The sequence below is a fragment of the uncultured Acinetobacter sp. genome, from assembly GCF_947626835.1.
Classification (GTDB): domain Bacteria; phylum Pseudomonadota; class Gammaproteobacteria; order Pseudomonadales; family Moraxellaceae; genus Acinetobacter.
In genome coordinates, this window is record NZ_CANQTS010000005.1 from 21,931 (window position 1) to 43,413 (window position 21,483).

The following is a 21,483-nucleotide window of genomic DNA, read 5'->3' on the forward strand; positions in this document are numbered from 1 at the left end:
AAAAAAGAAACCCCTTAAATAGGGGTTTCTTTTGAGCTGAAGATTTTATAGTGGCGGCGCAGTTAAAATGGCTTCTTTTGACGCAGGTAAACCCGGTTGAGTTGTCGGAATAGTCTCTAAACCTTCAATTTTTTCAACAATACCACTGTTATTAAAGTAGATTTTTAGATGCTGACCCGAAGCCGCTGAAATCTTGGCTTTTTTAGCATTGGTGCCTGGAATGTAGTTGTAAATATAGTCCCAACGCAATGGATTCATTGGATCAGTCACAGTTGGGCTGCCCAATAAGAAGCGCACCTGTTGATGACTCATACCGACTTGGATTTTAGCAGCTTGTGCTTGAGTCAATGGTGTTCCTTGAGGAATATCGACTTTGTAGACACCCAAAGTTGAACACCCTGCAAGTACGGAAGAGACGAACAACGTCAACATAATTTTTTGCATTTTGCTACACTATCCCAAATTATTTATGATGCATTTGATCTGGTCATAGATCATACTGCATCTTATCTTTATTGCCTATTGCAACTTTGATTTTGTTGAGAGACCTTTTTTCATGCCTATTTCCAACCAAGATTTACGTAAAGCTGGACTGAAAGTTACCCTTCCGCGCATTAAAATTTTAGAACTATTAGAAAATTCAAAACAACATCATCTAAGCGCAGAAGACATTTATAAAACTTTACTTGAACAGGGTGAAGATGTCGGTTTAGCAACCGTATATCGTGTGTTAACTCAGTTTGAAGCAGCAGGAATTATTCAACGTCATCATTTTGAAAATAACCATTCTGTTTTTGAAATTATGCAAGATGATCATCACGATCATTTGGTTTGTCAAAATTGCAACAAAGTGGTTGAATTTAGCAATGACGTGATTGAGCACGAGCAACATGAAGTGGCCAAAAAATTCGGCTTTGAATTAACTGGTCATTCTCTGAATTTATATGGCTATTGTGATTCAAAAGAATGCCAAGATGCATTTCGTAAGAAATAAGTAGTATTAAAAAAGGCTTATCCATGATAAGCCTTTTTTCTTAGGTCTTTAGTGCGAATCAAAGGTAATATTTTTACCTGCATGCATGAGGCCGGCAGCACCTTCTTCTGAAAGTTTAATTTGCAAACGTAAATCATTAGGAGAATCGGCGTGTTTTAAGGCTTCATCATAGCTAATAATTTCGGCTTTATATAAATCAAACAAGGCTTGGTCAAAGGTCTGCATACCCAATTCAGTTGAGCGCTTCATCAGTTCTTTGATCTTATGGACATGACCTTCGCGAATTAAATCTGCAACCAATGGTGTATTAATCAGCACTTCAATCGCAGCAGCACGACGAGATTTACCATCAATGGTAGGTACCAATTGCTGAGCAACAATGCCTCTAAGATTTAAAGATAAATCCATAAAGACTTGATTTTGGCGGTCACCATCAAAGAAATGCACAATGCGATCGAGGGCTTGGTTGGCATTGTTGGCATGCAAAGTGGCAAAAACCAAATGACCGGTTTCAGCAAAGGCAATGGCATAGTCCATGGTTTCGCGTGAACGAATCTCACCAATTAAAATCACATCGGGGGCTTGGCGCAGCGTGTTTTTCAGCGCCACTTCAAAGCTTTCGGTATCAATGCCGACTTCACGTTGTGTGACAATACAGCCTTGATGTTGATGCACAAACTCAATGGGGTCTTCAATGGTAATGATATGACCTTTGGAGTTTTTATTACGATAACCAATGAGTGAGGCTAACGAAGTTGATTTACCTGTACCCGTTGCCCCGACAAAAATCACAATGCCACGTTTGAGCATGGCTAATTCTTTAAGTATTGGCGGCAGTTTAAGCTCATCAATGCTTGGAATCACCGTTTCAATACGACGCAACACCATGGCAGGTTCATCACGTTGTTGAAAAGCACTGACACGAAAACGTGCGCTACGCTCTTGATTGGTAATGGCAAAGTTACATTCACGAGTACGGTTAAATTCTTCGCGTTGGCGTGGTGACATAATTGACAACACCAATTGTTCAATAATTTCACCATTGAGTTTGGTTTTAGCAACAGGGACAATTTCACCATTAATTTTCATTGAAGGTTCAATGTCGGCGGTGATAAACATATCTGAAGCTTTTTGCTCAATCATTAGATTGAGTAAATCATTAAATTTCATTGCCTTGTCCTAATTATTATTAAAATTATAAGAAGCTTTCAGGTTGTTTTGCGGCAGTACGTGCAACTTGATTGGTGATAATGCCTTTAGAAACAAGGTTCTTTAAGCTTTGATCCAGTGTGGTCATACCATAGTTGGCACCAGTTTGAATGGAGGAGTACATTTGTGCCACTTTGTTTTCACGAATCAAGTTACGAATAGCAGGAACACCAATCATAATTTCATGTGCTGCCACACGACCACCACCATTTTTCTTCAGCAGTGTTTGTGAAATCACCGCTTGTAATGATTCCGACAACATGGCACGCACCATATCTTTTTCTTCAGCAGGGAAGACGTCAATCACACGGTCAATGGTTTTGGCCGCAGAAGTGGTATGCAGTGTACCAAACACCAAGTGACCAGTTTCCGCCGCGGTTAAAGCCAAACGAATGGTTTCTAAGTCACGCATCTCACCGACCAAGATAATATCTGGATCTTCACGTAATGCTGAGCGCAAGGCTTCATTAAAGCCATGCGTATCACGGTGCACTTCACGTTGGTTGATTAAGCACTTTTTTGATTGATGTACAAATTCGATTGGGTCTTCAACCGTTAAAATATGGTCGTAACGGTTGTCGTTAATATAATCGAGCATGGCAGCTAAGGTGGTAGATTTACCAGAACCAGTCGGTCCTGTCACTAAGACAATACCACGTGGATATTCACAAATATCTTTAAAAATTTTTCCCATGCCTAAGTCTTCCATCGTGAGTACTTTCGATGGAATGGTACGAAACACCGCACCTGCACCACGGTTTTGGTTAAATGCGTTAACACGAAAGCGCGCTACACCTGGCACTTCAAAAGAAAAGTCAGTTTCTAACTTTTCTTCATAATCGCGGCGCTGTTTATCGTTCATAATGTCGTACACCAATTTATGTACTTCTTTATGTTCAAGTGCCGGTAAGTTAATACGGCGCACTTCACCATCAACACGAATCATCGGCGGCATGCCCGCAGACAAGTGTAAATCCGATGCCCCATTTTTAGCCGAAAACGCTAAAAGTTCTGTAATATCCATAATAATCCCCACAAGAATTAATCTTAATTATTTTGTTAGAATAATACGGCTTTCTCCGCACTTAACCAACAGTTGAGTAAAAGCTAAAGTAAAAAAATCACCTGCAAACGAGAGCAATGACGATGAATGGTTTAGAGATAGCCCGAAATCAAGTGTTACAACAGATGGTAACAGCCTGCCAAAATGCTGGGCGTGATGTCGCACAGGTGAGTTTGTTAGCGGTTTCGAAGACCCATCCAAGTGATATGGTGGCAAAGATGTATGCCACAGGGCAACGTGCCTTTGGTGAAAATTATTTGCAAGAAGCCTTAGATAAAATTGAATCCTTACATGAGCTAGACATTGAGTGGCATTTTATTGGTCATGTACAGCGCAATAAAACCAAGCATTTGGCCGCGCATTTTGCTTGGGTGCATGGTGTAGACCGTTTAGTGATTGCTGAGCGTTTATCTAACCAAAGACAAGCCACCCAAGCACCTTTAAATATTTGTTTACAAGTCAATATTGATGATCAAGACAGTAAAGATGGTTGCGCACCTCAAGATGTGGCGGATTTAGTCAAGCACATCAGCCAATTGCCTCATCTGCGTTTACGCGGTTTGATGGTGATTCCAGCGCCTAATAATCATCAAGCATTTACAGACGCCAAAACTTTATTTGATGCAGTAAAGTCGCAACATGCCCAGCTGCAAGATTGGGATACCCTAAGCATGGGTATGTCGGGTGATATGCCAGCAGCAATTGCCGCCGGCTCAACCATGGTACGTGTTGGCACAGCATTATTTGGTGCACGCGATTATTCACAGAATTAAAAAAAACCTCCTGATTAGGAGGTTTTTTGATTAGCCCACAATCTTAATGGTACTTGCCCCTGAGCCCAAAGGCTTGACTTGAATCTGCACCGGAATACGTTCATGCATTTCTTGAATGTGTGAGATCAGCACCACTTTACGACCTTGGCTTTGTAAATGATCCAGTGCATTCATCACCATATGTAAAGAGGCAGGGTCGAGCGTGCCAAAGCCTTCATCAATAAATAAAGATTCAAGTTTCATCGAGCCTGCTGCCATATTGGCAATGGCTAACGCCAAAGCCAATGACACCAAGAAGGTTTCGCCACCAGAGAGTGACAGTACAGGACGAATTTCGCTGTTCATGTCTAAATCAATCACTGCCAAACTTAAACTATCGGCAATACGGTGTAATTGGTAACGTGGGGCGAGGGGTTGCAGTTGTTGGTTGGCGTATTCCACCAAAATATCTAAATGATGCTCTTGGGCAATTTTTTTAAACTTGGTGCCTTCTTTATGTCCAATCAAGTCATAAATACGTCCCCAACGATATTCTTGCGCCTTGATGTGCTCAATTTGGCTTTGATATTTGGCGTAATTGGCCTGATTGCTTGCATTCATGCGCAGTTTGGCATCGAGGGTATTAAAGGCATCTTGCTGGTTTTGTTGTTGGCTTGCCAGCACTTTTAATTGCTCTTGCACCTGTTCAAAACTCAGGTCAGGTTGTTGCTTGAGATGTTTGGTATAGTGTTCCTCAAGCGTCTGCCATGCACTTTTGGCTCTTTCTAAAGCCTGTTGATGATTAAGCAAGTCCTGACGAATTGTTTGATGTTGATCATGCTCAATTGCAAGGCACTGTTCAATTATACTCGGTTGCATCTCAGGATGGGCGTTCATCCATAGCGCAATGTGCTCCACAGCCTGTTGTAGTTGTTGGGTATTGAGTGTGATCTGACTGTCTAAATGCTGTTGTTGTAGTTGTAATTGTTGGCGCTGTTGTTCACTATTTTTTAACGCAAGGCGCTGTATGGCAATTGCCTGTTGTAATGCTTGGTGCTCTTGATCAAGCGTTGCTTGCCATTCACTCACCTTTTGATATGGGCGACCCGCATAGGCTTTGGTGAGCGTATTGAGTTGATCACGCAGTGATTTGCCAGCATTTGCAATCTGAGCCAATTGATCTAATTTTTCCTGCGATTGCTTTTGCAATATTTCAAGTTTGAGTTGTTGTTGATTCAACTCAGCTTGTACTTGCTCACAGTGTTGTTGTTGCTCAGCCAGCGCTTTTAAAAGTTGTTGACGTTGTTGTAATTGTTGCAAGATCTGCGCGGCATAATGCACAGAATTTGCCTGCCAATGTTGTTGTTGCACGTCGTTGAATTGCAAAACGATAGCTTCAATCAATTGCTCAAGTTGCTGACGCTGTTGTAAGCCAAATTGCAGTTGCTCCGCTTGTCGCTGTACTAAGCGCCATGTATCCACAATCTGCTGATCGTGTTGTAATTCAAGTTGTAACTGCTGAATGTTTTTTGACACCTGCACTAAATTGAGACAAATAGCTTGTAAAATTTCTGTCGTAGGTTGCTGAGCATCAAAATTGAAGGCTTGAATTTGCAATTCAGTGTGTAGTTTTTGCCTTTGTAAGCCGATGCTTTGTGCTAGTGCATCAATCTGATGTTGCTGTTGTTGCAAGGTGGCATCTGCTTTTGACGCTTCAATTTCCAACTCTTTAAGCTGTTGATGCAGTTGTTCATACTCCTGCTTGGCCTGTTGTAATTGCTGATCTTGCAATTGTCCTAAAGCATTCGTGAGCAAATCTGCATGTTCCACAAAAGGATGAGTATGGCTACCGCAGACCATACAGGCTTCATTGGGTTTCAACTGCGCACGAAGCTCTTGTACGCTTTGATGTTGTAATAGGCGTTGTTGCTCGAAAACTTGCTCCAGTTGTTGCAGGGTAATTTGACTATGTTGAACTTTTTGTTGGTGGGTGCTGATGCTTAGCTTGAAGTCATCAGCAATTTTTTGCTTGCTTGCGTGTTGTTCAATCAGTCGCTGATGCTGTTGCTCATTTTGAATAATCTGCGTGGCGTGTTGTTCAAGGCGTTCTAAGCCACGCGAAGATTGATCTTGTTGCTGAAGCAGATGCTGTTTTTGTTGCAGTTGTTGTTCAAGTAAGCCCAGTTGTTGATACTGATTTTTCCATACAAAAATACGCTGTTGTAATTCAGAGTGTTGTTGCTGTAATGCTTGTAGCGGGTGTTGCAATAGCTCAGGCTGCGTCGTTTGCAGTAGTTGATATTGCTGCACATAATCGTTTAAACGCTGTGTGGTTGTTGCACATGAAGTATCAAAAATAGCCCATTCTTGCTGTTGTTGCAGTTGCAGTTCTAACTGTTGCTTATGTTTTAGCGCTTGGTTGAAGTTGGTTTGTAGTTGCTGCCATTGCAGTTCAAGTGGTTGCACTTGGCGTGTAAAAAATAGCTGTTGTTCCTGTTTGAGGGCTTGATGTTGTTGAAGCTTGCTGTGAATCTCATGATCCAGTTGGGTGGCTTTTTCTAATTGTGGTTTGAGTTGTTCTCGTTGGCTGTGCCATAGATTAAGATTTTGCTCAGCTTGATGCAGTTGCTGCGCGGCTTGCTCATATTGAATGTGGGCTTGCTGTAATTGTGGTTCGAAATTTTTTAAATCTTGTGTCAGTTGGCTCAGTCTCAATTGAGCATCTTTTTGCGTTTGATATTGGGCACGAATTTCTTGAAATGCATCGAGTTGTGCGAGTAATTTTTTTTGAGCATGTAGTTTTACATCAGCATCTAATTGCACCTCATAGACTTCTTTTTTGGCTTGTGTGCTGGCATACAGCTCATGGTGGTCTTTATGCCATTTTAGATCATTTTCAAGCAGCTTTTCTGTTTGGCTAAGATGCTCAATTTGATATTTAAGCCCTTGATGTTGTTGCTCAAGTTGTTGTAGTTCTTGTTGCGATAAAACTTCAATATTGCCAAGCTGTTTTTCTAAGTTGGCACGTTGTTGTTTAATCTCGCTGTATTTATCCGCCGCTTTTTTACTGACCTCAGAGAAAATTTGTGAGTTGGTTAAATATTCAAGTAAATCGGCGCGCTCGTGGTCTTTGGCTTTTAAAAAAGCACCCACCTCAGATTGTGCCAATAGCACGGCACGGGTAAATTGCTCAAAGCTTAAGCCCAATAATTGTTCGATAAGCGGAGTTGCTTCAGAAACCTTATGATTTAAAACACGTTGCTCATCAAGGCAAGTAATGGCGCGGTTATATTTTAAATTGCCATCGAGTTTTTTATGCGCACGCCATACTTCCCAACGGGCTTGGTAACGCTTCCCATCTAGGGCAATAAACTCAAGTTCGGCAAAACCTGAAGTCGCACCGCGGCGTAAAATATGCTTGGGATCTTTTAAAGATAAATCTGCACCACCGACATCTTTTATACTGCCCACAGCACCATTTAAGCGCGGTACACGGTCATAGAGTGCTAAACACATGGCATCAAGCAGCGTCGATTTTCCTGCACCGGTTTTACCGGTAATGGCAATTAATCCAGCATGTGCTAAAGGCGCTTGTTCGAATAAAATTTCTTGCTCACCTGCAATGGATGCCAAATTACTTAAGCTTAGACGTAAAATTTTCATCGCATTTATCCTTGTTGTTCATCAAGCGCTTGTTGGGCTTCAGCCAAAAGCTGCTGAAAATCACGTTGTACGTCTGGATCTAGGCGATAGCCCATTTTTTCCCATAAGTCGTCAAACAAACCTTCAGGCGTTGGAGGTTCAAGATCAATGGCACTTGTTGTAGAAGGCGCTGTTTGTTTGTCATAAATGCGGCTGATGCGTAATAAACGATAACGTTTTGGTGGTAAGGCATGTTCAATCTGTTGTCTTAAATCAATGGGAGGCGGTGCATCTGAGCGATATTCAATTTCTATAAAATGCCGTGCGGCAACGTTTTCAATTTCACCCTTAGGTAGGGCATGTAAGGCAGGTATAAGCTGTGGTAAATCTTCACGAACACGAATTAAATCCACTTGGCGTGGAATCAACAAGGCTTCACAGTGCACTCTGTGTTCACCTTGAAGTGTGGGATCAATCGTCACTTCTAAGATTTGATGCTTATAGTCACGTTCACTAAATGACAGTGGAATCGGTGAGCCACTATAGCGAATATGTGCTTGCCCGACTTTTTGCGGTTTATGTAAATGCCCAAGTGCCACGTAATCAATGGCTTCATCAAATAAAGCAGTTGATAGAGCTTCTTCATGGCCAATCACAATCGGGCGTTCTGAATCTGAAGTCTGTGCGCCTTGCATATGCGCATGTGACATTAAAATTAAAGCTTGATCGGGCTGTTTACGTGCTTTGGCTTCGCTGATTAATTGTTGATGCAAATAGGCGATGGCATTTTGGCTATTGCTGGTGTATTGATTTAAACCGGTAATTTCAGCGCTACGTAAATAGGGCAGAGTTAGACACCATGCAAGGGTATGTCCTGTTTGATCAACAATCGGCACCAATAACCGTGATAAATCAAATTCTTGTGCTGTAGTTTTACCAATCACGCCGACGGCTTTGGCATTGAATTTGGCTAAAAATGGCTCGACTTGTTCAATCCGATAGCCTGAATCATGGTTACCAGCAATCATTAAAGTTTGCATATGTGGGGCAATTGCATGCGCATCGGCTAAAAATTGATACAGTTGTTTTTGTGCCGTAGATGCAGGATTGACCACATCAAAAATATCGCCTGCAATTAATAAAGCATGCGGTTGTTTGTCTTGAATTTGTTTGAGCAACCATGCTAAGAAATGTTGGTGTTCATAGTCACGTTCATGGTTATGAAAAAATTGTCCCAAATGCCAATCTGAGGTGTGAAAAAAACGCACAGTCATGTTATTGCTCAAAAAAATACCACTGCCTTACTATAAGGAAAACCGAGGTCAAAATACTAGAGCTAGAAAATAAAAGACCGACGATTCGAGTGATGAGAAATCGTCGGTCAAAAAAGTCTTTTGCAAGAACATCAGTGGCTGCTACACCTAGATCAAACAAAATTTATTATTATTACTGTAAGGTCAGCAAAAATTTGCAGATGCCATCATCAAAGCTTTCGGCTGCTACAGTCCTATAGTCTTCATAACGTTTGATTGAGCGGATTGGTTGACAATAAAACTTAAAAAAACTCAAAATTTTTCTATACTGTGCTCCAATAAAGTTTTAAAGCAGGATCAGTGCGGTATATGTGGCAATATTTGTTAAGATTTTTTATTTATTTGGTGTTATTTACCATGCTCGTTGGTGTAATCGCTGCATTGTTACCACAAGGCATGGGGCAAGTACTCACCGCATTTCCTTTTTTGATTAGCATTATTTTGCTATTATTTCACTTTTTAAAGCGCGAACGCCGTGCACCAAGTGCTGTAGAGCGCAACCGTTTTAGCTTGATTTATGTACTTATTTTCTTTTTATACAACTATATTTTTGCCGTGCTTGGACCCTTAATCTTTAATTTAAGTATCCCTAATGTATTTGAGCTTTGGCTTAAACAAGCTTTTAATCTTGATTTTCAGCTACTCCTGATTACGCGCTTATTAATCTTTATGATTCCGTTTTACCTGATTGTGTTTTGGTTTTATGGACCACAAGCCAAAAGAATGGCTGCAAAAATGTTTTCGTCCACAAAATAGTCAGATCATGTATGCTAGAGCTAAGAAAATAATAATCATCTCAATAGGTATTGCATGCATAAGCCATCGGTTTTAGTCACTGGTGCAAGTGGATTTATTGGCACCCATTTAATTGAATTTTTGCTCAAACGTGGCTATGAGGTCATTGCCTTAAGCCGTCAAGCGCGTGAGTCGAGTCATGGCTTAACATGGATTACCGATTTTAACCAAATTACAGATACCAATCTGGATTATGTGGTCAATTTGGCAGGCGAGAGTGTAGGTAAAGGGCGTTGGACGGCAGCGCGTAAGCAAAAGTTAATAAATAGTCGTGTAGATACGACGACAGCACTGTACCAATATTTAATCCAAGCCAATATCATGCCCAAAAGTATTATTTCAGGTTCGGCTGTTGGTTACTACGGTATTGATCCGACATTAACATGGTCACAAGTGTGCTCAGAAGCTAGCCCAAGTCAAAATATCTTTATGGCACAGTTGTGCCAAAAGTGGGAATACAGTGCTTTGCAATTTAGTCAGTTTAATACCAAGATTGTTCGTTTAGGCGTGGTGTTTGGTAAACGCGGTGGAATTTTACCGCAAATGCTATTACCGATTAAATGGGGTTTAGTGGGGAAAATTGGCAACGGACAACAGCCTGTGGTGTGGGTGCATATACATGATGTACTCAGAGCGATTGAGTTTTTAATGCGTACCCCAACCAAAGCGCGGATTTTTAATGTGGTAGCACCAGAGCTGACCACGCAAGCACAGTTTGCCGCCCAAGCTGCTGAATTATTAAAAAGACGTCCTTTATTAAATGCACCAGCATGCTTGTTTAAAACACTGATGGGTGAGCAGTCACAATTGATTTTAAATGGTCAATTTGTTGTGCCCCAGCATTTACATGATGCAGGCTTTGTGTTTCATTTTCAAAGCCTACACCATGCTTTAAGTAACCTAGAGCATGTCAAAAGATCAGCAATCGCTGAGCCTGATTAAGCTGACATATATTTGAGTTTAAGCGCAGCTTCTTCTGCAAAATAAGTCCAAATGCCGTCAGCACCTGCACGGCGGCAGCTCATGAGTGACTCAAGAATCACGCTGTCAGACAACCAACCATTTTGGATTGCACCGGCTAACATGGCGTATTCACCACTAACTTGATACACAAAAGTTGGTATACCAAAGGTATCTTTAACTTCACGTACAATATCTAAATACGGCATTCCCGGTTTTACAATCACCATATCTGCGCCTTCTTGAATATCAAGCGCGATTTCATGCAAGGCTTCGGCACGGTTACCAATATCCATTTGATAAGTATATTTATTACCGCCTTTTAGGTTGCTGGCAGAACCCACCGCATCACGAAATGGCCCATAAAAGCTTGAGGCATATTTGGCTGAATAGGCCATAATATTGGTATAAATATGTCCATGGGCTTCAAAGGCTTGACGGATTGCACCAATACGTCCATCCATCATGTCGCTTGGGGCAAAGATATCAGCACCAGCTTCGGCATGACTTAAACCTTGTTTAATTAAGGCCTCTACCGTTTCATCATTCAGCACATAACCAGATTCATCTAAAATACCGTCTTGACCATGTGTGGTGTATGGGTCGAGTGCGCCATCGGTAATCAGTACCATCTCAGGTAATTCTTTTTTGAGTAAACGTACCGTGCTTTGGACTAAACCATCGTCACGCCATGCCGCTTCTGCCAGTAAACTCTTATCTTCTTGTGGAGTCACAGGGAATAAGGCCAGTTTTGAGACGCCAAGTTCAAGTAAACGCTCGGCTTTTTTTAATAATAGATCTGCTGATAAACGCTGTACCTTAGGCATACTTGCGATATCTTCAGTTTGATTGTGTCCCGGTAAAACAAACACTGGATAAATTAAATGATCTGCTGAAAGATGAGTTTCGCGTACCATCGAACGTAAGTGTTCATTTTTACGAATACGACGCATACGGGTTGCAGGAAAAGCTGGACGATTAAAGCTATACATAATAATCCCAATGTTTTGTATTAAAATTTACTTTATTGTAGCTCTATAATACGGCTTTGATCATTGTAAATTGTTGTTAAGGTAATTTAAAAAAATGAATGATGCTGTGAAAAAGTGGACTGGTGAGTTAAATCTTGGTGAGAAAGTTGAAATTAATGCCGTTGTTGAAAAGTTATGCCAAGCCTTTAATAGTTCGCCATTTTTTCAACATAATGCGATGCAGATGCGTGTGGTCGATGGTCAGCTCCAAGCCTATGTTGCCATGCAGCCGCATTTGATTGGCAATATGCAATATCAAATTTTACACGGTGGCTCCACAGCAACCATGCTCGATAGTGTAGGGGGGATTGTGGCGATGGCAGAGCTGTATAAGCGTGCCACCAAAGAAAATTTTGAGCAGGTGAGTATGCAAGTGGCACGGGTTGCGACTTTAGATATCCGTGTAGATTATTTAAAACCCGGACGTGGTCAATATTTCATTGCCACCGCCGAAGCGCTACGTATGGGACGTAAAGGCTGTACCATGCGTATGAATATGGTCAATGATCAAGATAAATTGATTGCCACCGCCATTGCCTCTTATGCTTATTAAAGTGTAATTACATATTCATCAACCGCTTCGATTGAAGCGGTTTTTTTTAAGATTTGGCACGTTGTAGCGCAGCATGCCATTTGGCTAAATGTGCTTCACGCTCGGCGGTTGGCATGTTGGGTTCAAAAGCACGATCGAGTTGCCAACACGCCGCAATATCGTCTAAACAGTCAAATACGCCCACTTTTAAACCTGCCATGGCTGCTGCGCCCCATGCGGTAGATTCAAGCATTTTAGGACGCAGAACTGGCACATTTAAAATATCGGCTTGAAATTGCATTAGCATATTGTTTTGGCTTGCTCCACCATCTACGCGTAGCTCAGTGAGCCCTTGACCGACATCAGATTGCATGGCGCTTAAAACATCTGCCACTTGAAATGCAATCGCTTCTAAAGCAGCACGTGCAATGTGGTGTTTGGTGGTGCCACGCGACATACCACACAATAAAGCGCGTGCTTCACTATCCCAATGCGGTGCCCCCAGCCCAGTAAAGGCAGGCACCAAGACCACGCCTTCGGTATCGCTGACTTGAGCAGCAAGTTTTTCGATGTCACCACTATGTTGTAAAAGCCCTAAACCATCGCGTAGCCATTGCACAATTGCACCTGCCATAAACACACTGCCTTCTAAGGCATAAGTGGCCTGGTTTTGCGCGTGCCATGCCAGGGTGGATAGTAATTGATTGTCACTGCGCTGAATTTGGTGTCCGGTATTAAACAGCATAAAGCAGCCCGTGCCATAGGTGTTTTTGGCAGTACCCGCTTTAAAGCAAGCTTGACCAAACAGGGCGGCGTGTTGATCTCCTAATACACCAGTAATTGGAATACGAGCGCCCAATAAACCCGGTGCTGTATCTGCAATATAGTCATCTGATTGAATAATGCGGGGTAGAATTTTCTGTGGGATATTAAAATGCTCAAGTAGCGCCTGATCCCATGTTTGATGCTGTAAATTCATTAGCATGGTACGTGAAGCATTACTGGCTTCGATTACATGTTCAGCACCTTGGGTTAAATTCCACAGCAGCCAACTGTCTATGGTGCCAAAAGCGGCATGACCTTGCTCGGCAAGTTGGCGTAAATCAGACACATGCTCTAGCAACCACACCAATTTTCCTGCACTAAAATAAGGGTCAATACGCAATCCTGTACTGGCAAAGATTTTAGGACTTAAGCCTTGTTCAATCAGGGCTTGGCACCATGCACTTGCTCTGCGATCTTGCCAAATAATCGCAGGTGCTAGGGCGCGTCCTGTGCGTTTGTCCCACACCACAGTCGTTTCTCTTTGATTGGTTAATCCCAATGCAGCAATATCTTTGGCCAGTAAACCTGCTGCGGCAAGGGCTTGTTGTACCACGCCCAATTGGTTGCTCCAAATCTCATGGGCATCTTGTTCTACCCAACCTGAATGTGGGGTGGTTATTTTGGTTTCACGCTGCGCCGTGGCTTGGATTTCACCTTTTTGATTAAAAATGATGGCACGGCTTGAGGTTGTGCCTTGATCTAAAGCAAGTAAATAGCGCATATTTTTATAATACAGTGCTTGAAAGGCAAAATATTAACCTAATTCAGCAATCAAACGCAGAAAGTCGCATGAAATTCTTCGCAAATAGCCTCGTAATCTTTGAAAGTTATGCTATGATGAGTCCGTACTTTGGGGGTGTTTCTGGCTTCGACGCTGGTGATGAAACTCATAGATGCATGCCGAGAGCGCATTTTCTCTCGTAAATCAAATTTGCATTTTTTAGTCGCAAACGACGAATCATACGCTCTAGCTGCCTAAGGGCAGCTTGTCCGCCTCTCCGAATACTTGTGGTTAGAGAGTCCGACTGAAGCGCACGCACACAAGTCCGTATTAAAGTCACGCCTCGGGGCTTTGTACTAAATTTAGAGGATCGCCTGAGCACCCTGTTCGTCGGGTCGCAAAGGGTTAAAACAATAGACGATATCTAAGCATGTAGTATTCTCGAGCGTAGTGCTGGCGGACGCGGGTTCAACTCCCGCCACCTCCACCAAATACTTAGCTGAATATAACTGAACATAGTGTTGTATAAAGCGGAAAGGCTTGATTCTAAAGGGATCAAGCCTTTTTTTATGCCTAAACATAACTGAATATAACTAGGCATAGGGATACATGGCATGTATCCTAGTCTGTATCCCCTGTATTTTATTGAACTGGAAGGGATACAAAGATGAAAAGATTAGATATTAAACGCCGCCCAGTAGCCGATACAGTATTGGCTACTCTTGAACCTGAAACTAAGGAATATCGTGAGTTAGATAGTAGTGGTCTATATTTTAGAGTTAAGCCTGATGGCAAATGGTCATGGTTATTCAGATATAAAAAAGCTGCTGGCAAATTGTCATGGTTAGGTATTGGGACTTATCCTGAGCTATCAGGCAAAGGAGCAAGAAAGAAAGCTGCTGAGATAGTCCAAGATATTTCACACGGCGATAACCCCATCATTACTAAGCAAGAACGAAAACGCCAAGAGCTTGAGCTGAATAATGCTACGTTTGAAGTATTGGCTAGGGAATGGCTAGATACAAAGTTAAATGCTTGGGTACATGACACCATGACCCGAAATAAAGGTGCATTAGAAAAACATATCTTTCCTGTGTTTGGTAAACGCTTATACACCAATATTAAACCGATTGAATGGATGAACCATTTAAAAGGGATTCAGCAGCAGCATGGTATTTACGAGCAAGTGAATCGAGTTCGAGCCATGTGTCGTGATATTTACGACTATTCAAAGCTGAATAGCCACTGATTTTGTATGGTTTTATTAAAAATGATATGTTTATTTGCTTAATTTAATTGATGGCACGGCACTCCACCAAAATTCTTAAAAACAATCCAAGCCTAAACGTCTGGCTTTTTTTTATACTCATAAAAAAATCCCGCCATGAAGACGGGAATTTTTAAGATGCTAAACTAAACTGTTACCAGCTTAATGCACCACCCGTTTGATAATCGGTTACGCGTGTTTCAAAGAAGTTTTTCTCTTTACGTAAGTCCATCATTTCAGACATCCATTGGAATGGATTGGTCACGCCTGCAAATTGTTCAGGTAAGCCCAATTGAGCCAAACGACGGTTTGCAATGAATTTTAAGTATTCTTCCATCATTGCAGCGTTCATACCCAACACGCCGCGTGGCATAGTGTCTTTGGCATATTCAATTTCAAGCATGGTACCTTCAAGAATCATTTGGATGATTTCTTGTTGGAATTCTGCTGTCCATAACTGTGGGTTTTCGTTCTTGATTTGGTTAATCATGTCGATACCAAAGTTCAAGTGCATTGATTCATCACGTAAGATGTATTGGAATTGCTCGGCAACACCATTCATCTTATTACGACGACCCATCGACAAAATTTGGCTAAAACCACAGTAGAAGAAGATCCCTTCTAATACACAGTAGAACGCGATCAAGTTGCGCAGCAAAATTTGATCGTTTTCAGGTGTACCAGTTTTAAAGGTCGGATCAGTTAAAGACTGGGTGTACTTTAAGCCCCATGCCGCTTTACGTGCCACCGATGGCACTTCGCGGTACATGTTAAAGACTTCGCCTTCGTCCATACCCAAAGATTCGATACAGTATTGGTAAGCATGGGTGTGAATTGCTTCTTCAAATGCTTGACGCAATAAGTATTGACGACATTCAGGGTTGGTAATGTGACGGTAGATGGCAAGTACCAAGTTATTGGCAACCAAAGAATCGGCGGTCGAGAAAAAGCCCAATGAGCGCATGACAATGGTACGTTCATCTTCAGTTAAGCCATCTTCTGATTTCCACAAGGCGATGTCGTGGTTCATGTTGACTTCTTGTGGCATCCAGTGGTTAGCACAACCATCTAGATACTTTTGCCAAGCCCATTCGTATTTAAATGGAACCAACTGGTTTAAGTCAGCACGACAGTTGATCATGGCTTTGTCGTCAACTTGAACACGCTGCGCACCCATCTCAAGTTCTTCAAGACCCGGTGCTACATCTAAGTTATTTAGAGCGTGAGATGCTCTTGCCAGCGGATCGGTTGAATCTGCTGCGGCTCCACGATAGGTTGTAGCGGGTTGTGGTGCTGCCACATTCTTCTGTGGCTGCTCTGTATGAGATACCACTTGCGAATCAACCGCTTTTTGCGGTTGGACGGGCGTAGGCTGCTGTTCAGGTGCAGCCGATTTTTGCGAATCATCTTCGAAATCGTCCCAACTCAGGATAGACATATCATACTCTCTTAAAGTTGCAATTTTTTAAAAATCAGTAGCAGGTCTAAAACTAATACTGACTTTTATAGCAATATTATTCATTACTACAATCACACCGCATACTATGAAGAGTAAACAGTTTAATGGAATGGAGTAATTTCCTATCTGTAACGATTCTTCAATCAGTAAGTAATAAAATACCCATTGCAAGAAGGTAATCGCTTTAAATCTATAACTGGACTTAAACAAATAAGGTAACGCTAATGGATTATTAAGTAGGGATAATGGAAAAAAGATAATCATTATTCCTGTAAAAATCCATAAAAAAGCAAAAGCTACCTCACAGCGTCTTGACTCATTCATGTGTAGCACTCTTAATTATTAATCGAACAAAATCTTTATTTAGATCAGTTAGATATAGCAACGTCTTGAAAAATATCTCTTTAAAACAGGTAGTTATAAGAGGTTGACGTTGACAGAGTTTTACGACACAATAGCGTCCAATATATGTTGGCTCTGTCAACTAAGAATCAACGCTGTTGGCGCAGTTTTGATTCTGTAACAAACCTCTGCATTAGCAGGGGTTTTTTATTGTCTATGTTTTTTGTTGCGTACTTTAATTAAAAAATATGCCACAGGTACATAAAATAAAACGACAAAGGAAATAATCAGGGCAGCAAGTCCTAACATATAGTTGGGGGTCATGGTTTCCATAAAAATATCCTTTTGTTGTTTTTAAATTATTCTGTACCCCCGAAGTTCCTCTTAAAAAAGAGGAACTTGCTACCACCTTAAATGCAGGCTAGGGGGATTAGAAACTCACCAATTATTGGCAAGCCTCACAATCAGGATTATCAATTGAACATGCTTGTGGCACTGGTGCTGCTTGCGCAAAACCATCTTCTTCTACCGCAGCAGGTTTCGCTTCTACAGGTGCAGCTGTTGGAGCAATCGTAGATTTCACAGCGTTTAATGCGCCAGTATTAATCGTCGATTTCTCAGCAGAGGTTGCACCTAAAGCACGTAGATAGTAAGTGGTTTTTAGACCACGTAACCACGCCATTTTATAGGTAATGTCAAGTTTCTTACCGTTTGCACCTGAGATGTAAAGGTTAAGCGATTGTGCTTGGTCAATCCATTTTTGACGACGAGATGCTGCATCTACAATCCAACGTGGCTCAACTTCAAACGCTGTGGCAAAGATCGCTTTTAACTCTTCAGGGATACGAGAAATTTTCTGTACCGAACCTTCAAAGTGTTTAAGATCATTCACCATTACCGAATCCCAAAGACCGCGATCTTTTAACGCACGGACTAAGTACGGGTTGATCACTGTGAATTCACCAGACAGGTTAGATTTCACATATAAGTTTTGGAAGGTAGGTTCAATTGATTGCGACACGCCACAAATGTTTGAAATGGTAGCTGTTGGTGCAATTGCCATCACATTTGAGTTACGCATACCGTCTTTTTGAACTTTGGCACGTAAAGTATCCCAGTCCAAACGTTGTGTACGGTCAACTTCAAACATGCCTTCAGGACGTGTTTTTGCCACAAGATTCAGTGAGTCAATTGGTAAAATACCTTGATCCCATAATGAACCTTTAAATGTTTCGTATGTGCCACGTTCAAGCGCTAAATCGCTAGAGGTTTGAATCGCATAGTACGAAATCACTTCCATTGATTCATCGGCAAAGTTTACAGCTGCATCAGAACCATACGCCATACCCATCTCGTAGAGTGCATCTTGGAAGCCCATGATACCCATACCGACAGGACGGTGTTTTAAGTTTGAATTACGTGCTTGTGGTACAGCGTAGTAGTTAATGTCAATCACGTTATCAAGCATACGCACTGCTGTTTTTACCGTGCGCGCTAATTTTTCGCGATCGAGCACACCACCTTGAACGTGTTGTACTAAGTTAATTGAACCTAAGTTACAGACCGCGATTTCGTCTTGGTTGGTGTTTAAGGTAATTTCAGTACACAAGTTTGATGAATGCACCACGCCTACGTGTTGTTGTGGCGAACGTAAGTTACATACGTCTTTAAACGTGATCCACGGGTGACCTGTTTCAAATAGCATCGACAACATTTTTCGCCATAAGTCTTTCGCACGAATGACTTTATGTAGCATGTTGCTTTCTTTAGCAATGCCTTCGTAGTAAGCATAACGCTCAGCAAATTCTAAACCAGTCAAATCATGCAAATCTGGTGTTTCAGACGGCGTGAACAGTGTCCATTCTTTGTCTTCAATGACACGTTGCATAAACAAGTCAGGAACCCAGTTGGCTGTGTTCATGTCATGGGTACGACGACGATCATCACCAGTGTTTTTACGAAGTTCTAAGAATTCTTCAATGTCTAAGTGCCACGTTTCAAGGTAGGCACAGACTGCACCTTTACGCTTACCACCTTGGTTGACAGCAACTGCGGTATCATTCGCCACTTTTAAGAACGGTACCACACCTTGTGATTTACCATTCGTGCCTTTGATATACGAGTTTAAAGCACGTACTGGTGTCCAGTCGTTACCTAAACCGCCTGCCCATTTTGACAACATGGCGTTATCACGCATTGCGCCATAGATGTTGTAAAGATCATCGGCAATAGTGGTTAAGTAGCAGCTTGATAACTGTGGACGTAGCGTACCTGAGTTAAATAGGGTTGGTGTAGACGCCATGTAGTCGAAGCTAGAGAGTAAGTTATAGAACTCAATCGCACGGTCTTCGCGGTTTTGTTCGTTTAAGCTTAAGCCCATCGACACACGCATAAAGAACAATTGCGGTAATTCAAAACGTACGCCATCTGAATGGATGAAGTAACGGTCAAATAAAGTTTGTAGACCTAAGTAGGTAAATTGGTTTGAGCGTTCTGGTTTGATCGCAGCTGCCAATTTTACAAGGTCAAAGTTCAATAATTCTGGTGATAATAGGTCAAGCTCGATGCCTTTCTTTAAGAAAGTCTCTAAAGCATCACCTTCAGCAGTGTTGCTTGCTAAATCTAAGAACTCAAGACCTGTTGCCACCAAGTTGTCACGTAGTAAACGTGCAGTCACGTAAGTGTAGTTTGGTTCTTGTTCAATACGGGTACGGGTCGCCATCATCATTGTGGTTGAGATGTCAGTTGCTTTGACCCCGTTGTATAAGTTCTTAACGGTTTCATCGACAATGGCTTGAACATCAATGCCTTCTAAGCCTTCAGCAGCAGTTGCAATCGTCGCGGTTAATTCGTTTAAATCTAGCGGTGTTAACTGACCGTTTTGACCTAAAATTTGTAAGGTTGGATGATGATGAGCATGGGTCGCTTTACGCGCTTCGGCACGTTGTTCGCGATAAATTACGTAAGCACGCGCCACTTTTTGTTCGCCTGTACGCATCAGTGCCAATTCAACTTGATCTTGAATCTCTTCAATATGGATCGTGCCACCTGATGGTAAACGACGTTTGAAGGTATTGAGCACCATATCGGTCAATTGCGCGATACGATCATGAATACGGCTAGATTCAGCACTTGGTTGGCCTTCAACAGCCAAAAATGCTTTGCCAATGGCAACTGAAATCTTTTCAGCATCAAAAGCGGCAACTTCACCAGTGCGTTTAATCACTTGAAGTTGACCGGGGGTCGCTGTGGTTACGCTCATTGCATCAACTCTTTATTTGTTTATTAACCAACAAGTTTGTATGGGTTTTACGAGGCTACAATAGGCAAGACTTACCCATCGCGTTTGTAAAAAACACAAGACTTAGTGGTTTAAAGTAGGATTGGGCACAAGATACGGGAAAATCCGTGGTAGATCAATATTGACATTTTAGAAAAGTTTTTGAATTTAACTTCTGTCAAAACATAAAAAAAGGCAGACTCAATTGCTAAGCCTTGCCCCATAAGGCATAGCATAGCAAAGCTTGGCAAAAGAGCATATAGCTAAAGTTGTTGATCACTCAAAAAGTCACAGATTTAATTTTTATGAGGTAAAAAATAGCCAATTTTTGCTAAAAAACTTATCTGATTAAAATAGCAGCGAACACAAGCGCAGTCATTCAATGCATCACAGCTTATCGAAATATAACAAATTGCTACTTTGATGTATCAGTTTGGTGAATAGCATCTTGTTTACAATGTAAACGTGTGTATATTGCAAGATATATTGAAACGTATCTATTGGATTTTTAAAGGATACGTCAAGTTAATAAAGGGGCATTATGCATGAGCCAAGAAGAAAAGTTACCTAAAATTTTAATTGTTGAAGATGACGAACGTCTTGCACGTTTAACGCAAGAGTATTTGATTCGTAATGGTCTAGAAGTTGGGGTAGAAACCGACGGTAATCGCGCCATCCGTCGTATTATTGCTGAGCAACCTGATTTGGTGGTGCTTGATGTGATGTTACCTGGTGCAGATGGTTTAACCATTTGTCGTGAGGTGCGTCCGCATTTTCACCAACCGATTTTAATGCTCACTGCACGCACCGAAGATATGGACCAAGTGTTGGGTCTAGAAATGGGTGCCGATGATTATGTAGCAAAACCTGTGCAACCGCGCGTGTTATTGGCACGTATTCGTGCTTTATTGCGTCGTACCGATAAAGTCGCTGAAGATGAAGTGGCACAGCGCATTGAATTTGACGACTTAGTGATTGATAACGGTGGTCGCTCAGTGACCTTAAATGGCAACTTGGTGGACTTTACCAGCGCTGAGTATGATTTATTGTGGTTATTGGCCTCTAATGCGGGTCGTATTTTATCGCGTGAAGACATTTTTGAGCGTTTACGTGGCATTGAATATGACGGTCAAGACCGTTCGATTGATGTGCGTATTTCTCGTATTCGTCCAAAAATTGGCGATGATCCTGAAAATCCAAAACGTATTAAGACGGTACGTAGTAAAGGTTACTTGTTTGTCAAAGAAACCAATGGCATGTAAGACCTTCACAGCACTTTTGATGTAGGACGACTTTTT

Annotated in this window: 17 protein-coding genes, 1 other RNA gene and 1 pseudogene; 8 read left to right on the forward strand and 11 right to left on the reverse strand. The window is 41.7% G+C overall.

Annotation, left to right across the window (positions count from 1 at the left end; all coding sequences use genetic code 11):
* Positions 1 to 45: 45 nt before the first annotated feature.
* A complete protein-coding gene (gene bamE / locus Q0Z55_RS04100; RefSeq protein WP_297424526.1) occupies positions 46 to 444 on the reverse strand; it encodes an outer membrane protein assembly factor BamE in 399 nt (132 codons plus the stop codon).
* 112 nt (positions 445 to 556) lie between these two features.
* On the opposite strand from bamE, the gene fur reads away from it, so the two are divergent.
* Positions 557 to 994, forward strand: a complete 438-nt coding sequence (gene fur, locus Q0Z55_RS04105) for a ferric iron uptake transcriptional regulator (protein WP_297424529.1) — start codon at positions 557 to 559, stop codon at positions 992 to 994.
* A gap of 48 nt (positions 995 to 1,042) precedes the next feature.
* Here the strand turns inward: fur and Q0Z55_RS04110 are convergent, their stop codons facing one another.
* Both Q0Z55_RS04110 and Q0Z55_RS04115 read right to left on the reverse strand, forming a co-directional pair.
* On the reverse strand, positions 1,043 to 2,164 hold the full coding sequence (locus tag Q0Z55_RS04110; protein ID WP_297424532.1) for a PilT/PilU family type 4a pilus ATPase: 1,122 nt from the start codon (positions 2,162 to 2,164) through the stop codon (positions 1,043 to 1,045).
* Between the two features lie 25 nt (positions 2,165 to 2,189).
* Positions 2,190 to 3,227: a type IV pilus twitching motility protein PilT gene (locus tag Q0Z55_RS04115; protein WP_297424534.1), complete on the reverse strand. Its 1,038-nt coding sequence runs from the start codon at positions 3,225 to 3,227 to the stop codon at positions 2,190 to 2,192.
* A gap of 122 nt (positions 3,228 to 3,349) precedes the next feature.
* Here Q0Z55_RS04115 and Q0Z55_RS04120 point away from each other — a divergent pair, with 122 nt between their 5' ends.
* Positions 3,350 to 4,039 carry a YggS family pyridoxal phosphate-dependent enzyme gene (locus tag Q0Z55_RS04120; RefSeq protein ID WP_297424536.1) on the forward strand — a complete coding sequence of 230 codons (690 nt, stop codon included), beginning with the start codon at positions 3,350 to 3,352 and terminating at the stop codon, positions 4,037 to 4,039.
* A 30-nt stretch (positions 4,040 to 4,069) separates the two neighbouring features.
* Here Q0Z55_RS04120 and Q0Z55_RS04125 read toward each other — a convergent pair whose 3' ends face one another.
* Positions 4,070 to 7,681 (reverse strand): AAA family ATPase, encoded by a 3,612-nt coding sequence (locus Q0Z55_RS04125; protein ID WP_297424539.1) that lies wholly within the window; start codon positions 7,679 to 7,681, stop codon positions 4,070 to 4,072.
* 5 nt (positions 7,682 to 7,686) lie between these two features.
* Complete coding sequence (locus Q0Z55_RS04130) at positions 7,687 to 8,934, reverse strand: exonuclease SbcCD subunit D (protein ID WP_297424541.1); 1,248 nt, start codon at positions 8,932 to 8,934, stop codon at positions 7,687 to 7,689.
* Between the two features lie 348 nt (positions 8,935 to 9,282).
* Here Q0Z55_RS04130 and Q0Z55_RS04135 point away from each other — a divergent pair, with 348 nt between their 5' ends.
* Positions 9,283 to 9,729: an ABZJ_00895 family protein gene (locus tag Q0Z55_RS04135; protein WP_297424543.1), complete on the forward strand. Its 447-nt coding sequence runs from the start codon at positions 9,283 to 9,285 to the stop codon at positions 9,727 to 9,729.
* 54 nt (positions 9,730 to 9,783) lie between these two features.
* Positions 9,784 to 10,710, forward strand: coding sequence for a TIGR01777 family oxidoreductase (locus Q0Z55_RS04140; RefSeq protein ID WP_297424546.1), 927 nt, complete (start codon positions 9,784 to 9,786; stop codon positions 10,708 to 10,710).
* Here the strand turns inward: Q0Z55_RS04140 and hemB are convergent.
* Positions 10,707 to 11,723, reverse strand: coding sequence for a porphobilinogen synthase (gene hemB / locus Q0Z55_RS04145; RefSeq protein WP_297424715.1), 1,017 nt, complete (start codon positions 11,721 to 11,723; stop codon positions 10,707 to 10,709). The two genes, Q0Z55_RS04140 and hemB, sit on opposite strands and share 4 nt — an antisense overlap.
* A gap of 91 nt (positions 11,724 to 11,814) precedes the next feature.
* On the opposite strand from hemB, the gene Q0Z55_RS04150 reads away from it, so the two are divergent.
* Entirely contained in the window at positions 11,815 to 12,312 is a 498-nt protein-coding gene (locus tag Q0Z55_RS04150) for a thioesterase family protein (RefSeq protein WP_297424548.1), read from the forward strand.
* Positions 12,313 to 12,358: 46 nt separating this feature from the next.
* Here the strand turns inward: Q0Z55_RS04150 and glpK are convergent, their stop codons facing one another.
* Positions 12,359 to 13,837, reverse strand: coding sequence for a glycerol kinase GlpK (glpK, locus tag Q0Z55_RS04155; RefSeq protein WP_297424550.1), 1,479 nt, complete (start codon positions 13,835 to 13,837; stop codon positions 12,359 to 12,361).
* A gap of 131 nt (positions 13,838 to 13,968) precedes the next feature.
* Here glpK and ssrA point away from each other — a divergent pair.
* Positions 13,969 to 14,327: a transfer-messenger RNA gene (gene ssrA / locus Q0Z55_RS04160) on the forward strand.
* A 177-nt stretch (positions 14,328 to 14,504) separates the two neighbouring features.
* A pseudogene (locus tag Q0Z55_RS04165) lies at positions 14,505 to 15,074 on the forward strand (integrase arm-type DNA-binding domain-containing protein); the annotation flags it as partial.
* Positions 15,075 to 15,258: 184 nt separating this feature from the next.
* On the opposite strand, the gene Q0Z55_RS04170 reads toward Q0Z55_RS04165, so the two are convergent.
* The 4 genes from Q0Z55_RS04170 to Q0Z55_RS04185 all read right to left on the reverse strand — a co-directional run bounded on the left by Q0Z55_RS04170 (position 15,259) and on the right by Q0Z55_RS04185 (position 20,167).
* Positions 15,259 to 16,542, reverse strand: a complete 1,284-nt coding sequence (locus Q0Z55_RS04170) for a ribonucleotide-diphosphate reductase subunit beta (protein ID WP_297424552.1) — start codon at positions 16,540 to 16,542, stop codon at positions 15,259 to 15,261.
* A 27-nt stretch (positions 16,543 to 16,569) separates the two neighbouring features.
* Entirely contained in the window at positions 16,570 to 16,887 is a 318-nt protein-coding gene (locus Q0Z55_RS04175; protein ID WP_297424554.1) for a hypothetical protein, read from the reverse strand.
* A 225-nt stretch (positions 16,888 to 17,112) separates the two neighbouring features.
* A complete protein-coding gene (locus Q0Z55_RS04180) occupies positions 17,113 to 17,238 on the reverse strand; it encodes a hypothetical protein (RefSeq protein ID WP_297424556.1) in 126 nt (41 codons plus the stop codon).
* Positions 17,239 to 17,350: 112 nt separating this feature from the next.
* Complete coding sequence (locus tag Q0Z55_RS04185; protein ID WP_297424558.1) at positions 17,351 to 20,167, reverse strand: ribonucleoside-diphosphate reductase subunit alpha; 2,817 nt, start codon at positions 20,165 to 20,167, stop codon at positions 17,351 to 17,353.
* A gap of 563 nt (positions 20,168 to 20,730) precedes the next feature.
* Between Q0Z55_RS04185 and bfmR the strand changes: the two genes are divergently transcribed.
* A complete protein-coding gene (gene bfmR / locus Q0Z55_RS04190) occupies positions 20,731 to 21,447 on the forward strand; it encodes a response regulator transcription factor BfmR (protein WP_297424560.1) in 717 nt (238 codons plus the stop codon).
* Positions 21,448 to 21,483 lie beyond the last annotated feature (36 nt).

Excerpts from the sequence above, each read along its gene's own strand:
- bamE (WP_297424526.1), bottom strand. The coding sequence starts at position 444 with ATGCAAAAAATTATGTTGACGTTGTTCGTCTCTTCCGTACTTGCAGGG.
- fur (WP_297424529.1), top strand. The coding sequence starts at position 557 with ATGCCTATTTCCAACCAAGATTTACGTAAAGCTGGACTGAAAGTTACC.
- Q0Z55_RS04110 (WP_297424532.1), bottom strand. The coding sequence starts at position 2,164 with ATGAAATTTAATGATTTACTCAATCTAATGATTGAGCAAAAAGCTTCA.
- Q0Z55_RS04115 (WP_297424534.1), bottom strand. The coding sequence starts at position 3,227 with ATGGATATTACAGAACTTTTAGCGTTTTCGGCTAAAAATGGGGCATCG.
- Q0Z55_RS04120 (WP_297424536.1), top strand. The coding sequence starts at position 3,350 with ATGAATGGTTTAGAGATAGCCCGAAATCAAGTGTTACAACAGATGGTA.
- Q0Z55_RS04125 (WP_297424539.1), bottom strand. The coding sequence starts at position 7,681 with ATGAAAATTTTACGTCTAAGCTTAAGTAATTTGGCATCCATTGCAGGT.
- Q0Z55_RS04130 (WP_297424541.1), bottom strand. The coding sequence starts at position 8,934 with ATGACTGTGCGTTTTTTTCACACCTCAGATTGGCATTTGGGACAATTT.
- Q0Z55_RS04135 (WP_297424543.1), top strand. The coding sequence starts at position 9,283 with ATGTGGCAATATTTGTTAAGATTTTTTATTTATTTGGTGTTATTTACC.
- Q0Z55_RS04140 (WP_297424546.1), top strand. The coding sequence starts at position 9,784 with ATGCATAAGCCATCGGTTTTAGTCACTGGTGCAAGTGGATTTATTGGC.
- Q0Z55_RS04150 (WP_297424548.1), top strand. The coding sequence starts at position 11,815 with ATGAATGATGCTGTGAAAAAGTGGACTGGTGAGTTAAATCTTGGTGAG.
- glpK (WP_297424550.1), bottom strand. The coding sequence starts at position 13,837 with ATGCGCTATTTACTTGCTTTAGATCAAGGCACAACCTCAAGCCGTGCC.
- Q0Z55_RS04170 (WP_297424552.1), bottom strand. The coding sequence starts at position 16,542 with ATGTCTATCCTGAGTTGGGACGATTTCGAAGATGATTCGCAAAAATCG.
- Q0Z55_RS04175 (WP_297424554.1), bottom strand. The coding sequence starts at position 16,887 with ATGAATGAGTCAAGACGCTGTGAGGTAGCTTTTGCTTTTTTATGGATT.
- Q0Z55_RS04180 (WP_297424556.1), bottom strand. The coding sequence starts at position 17,238 with ATGGAAACCATGACCCCCAACTATATGTTAGGACTTGCTGCCCTGATT.
- Q0Z55_RS04185 (WP_297424558.1), bottom strand. The coding sequence starts at position 20,167 with ATGAGCGTAACCACAGCGACCCCCGGTCAACTTCAAGTGATTAAACGC.
- bfmR (WP_297424560.1), top strand. The coding sequence starts at position 20,731 with ATGAGCCAAGAAGAAAAGTTACCTAAAATTTTAATTGTTGAAGATGAC.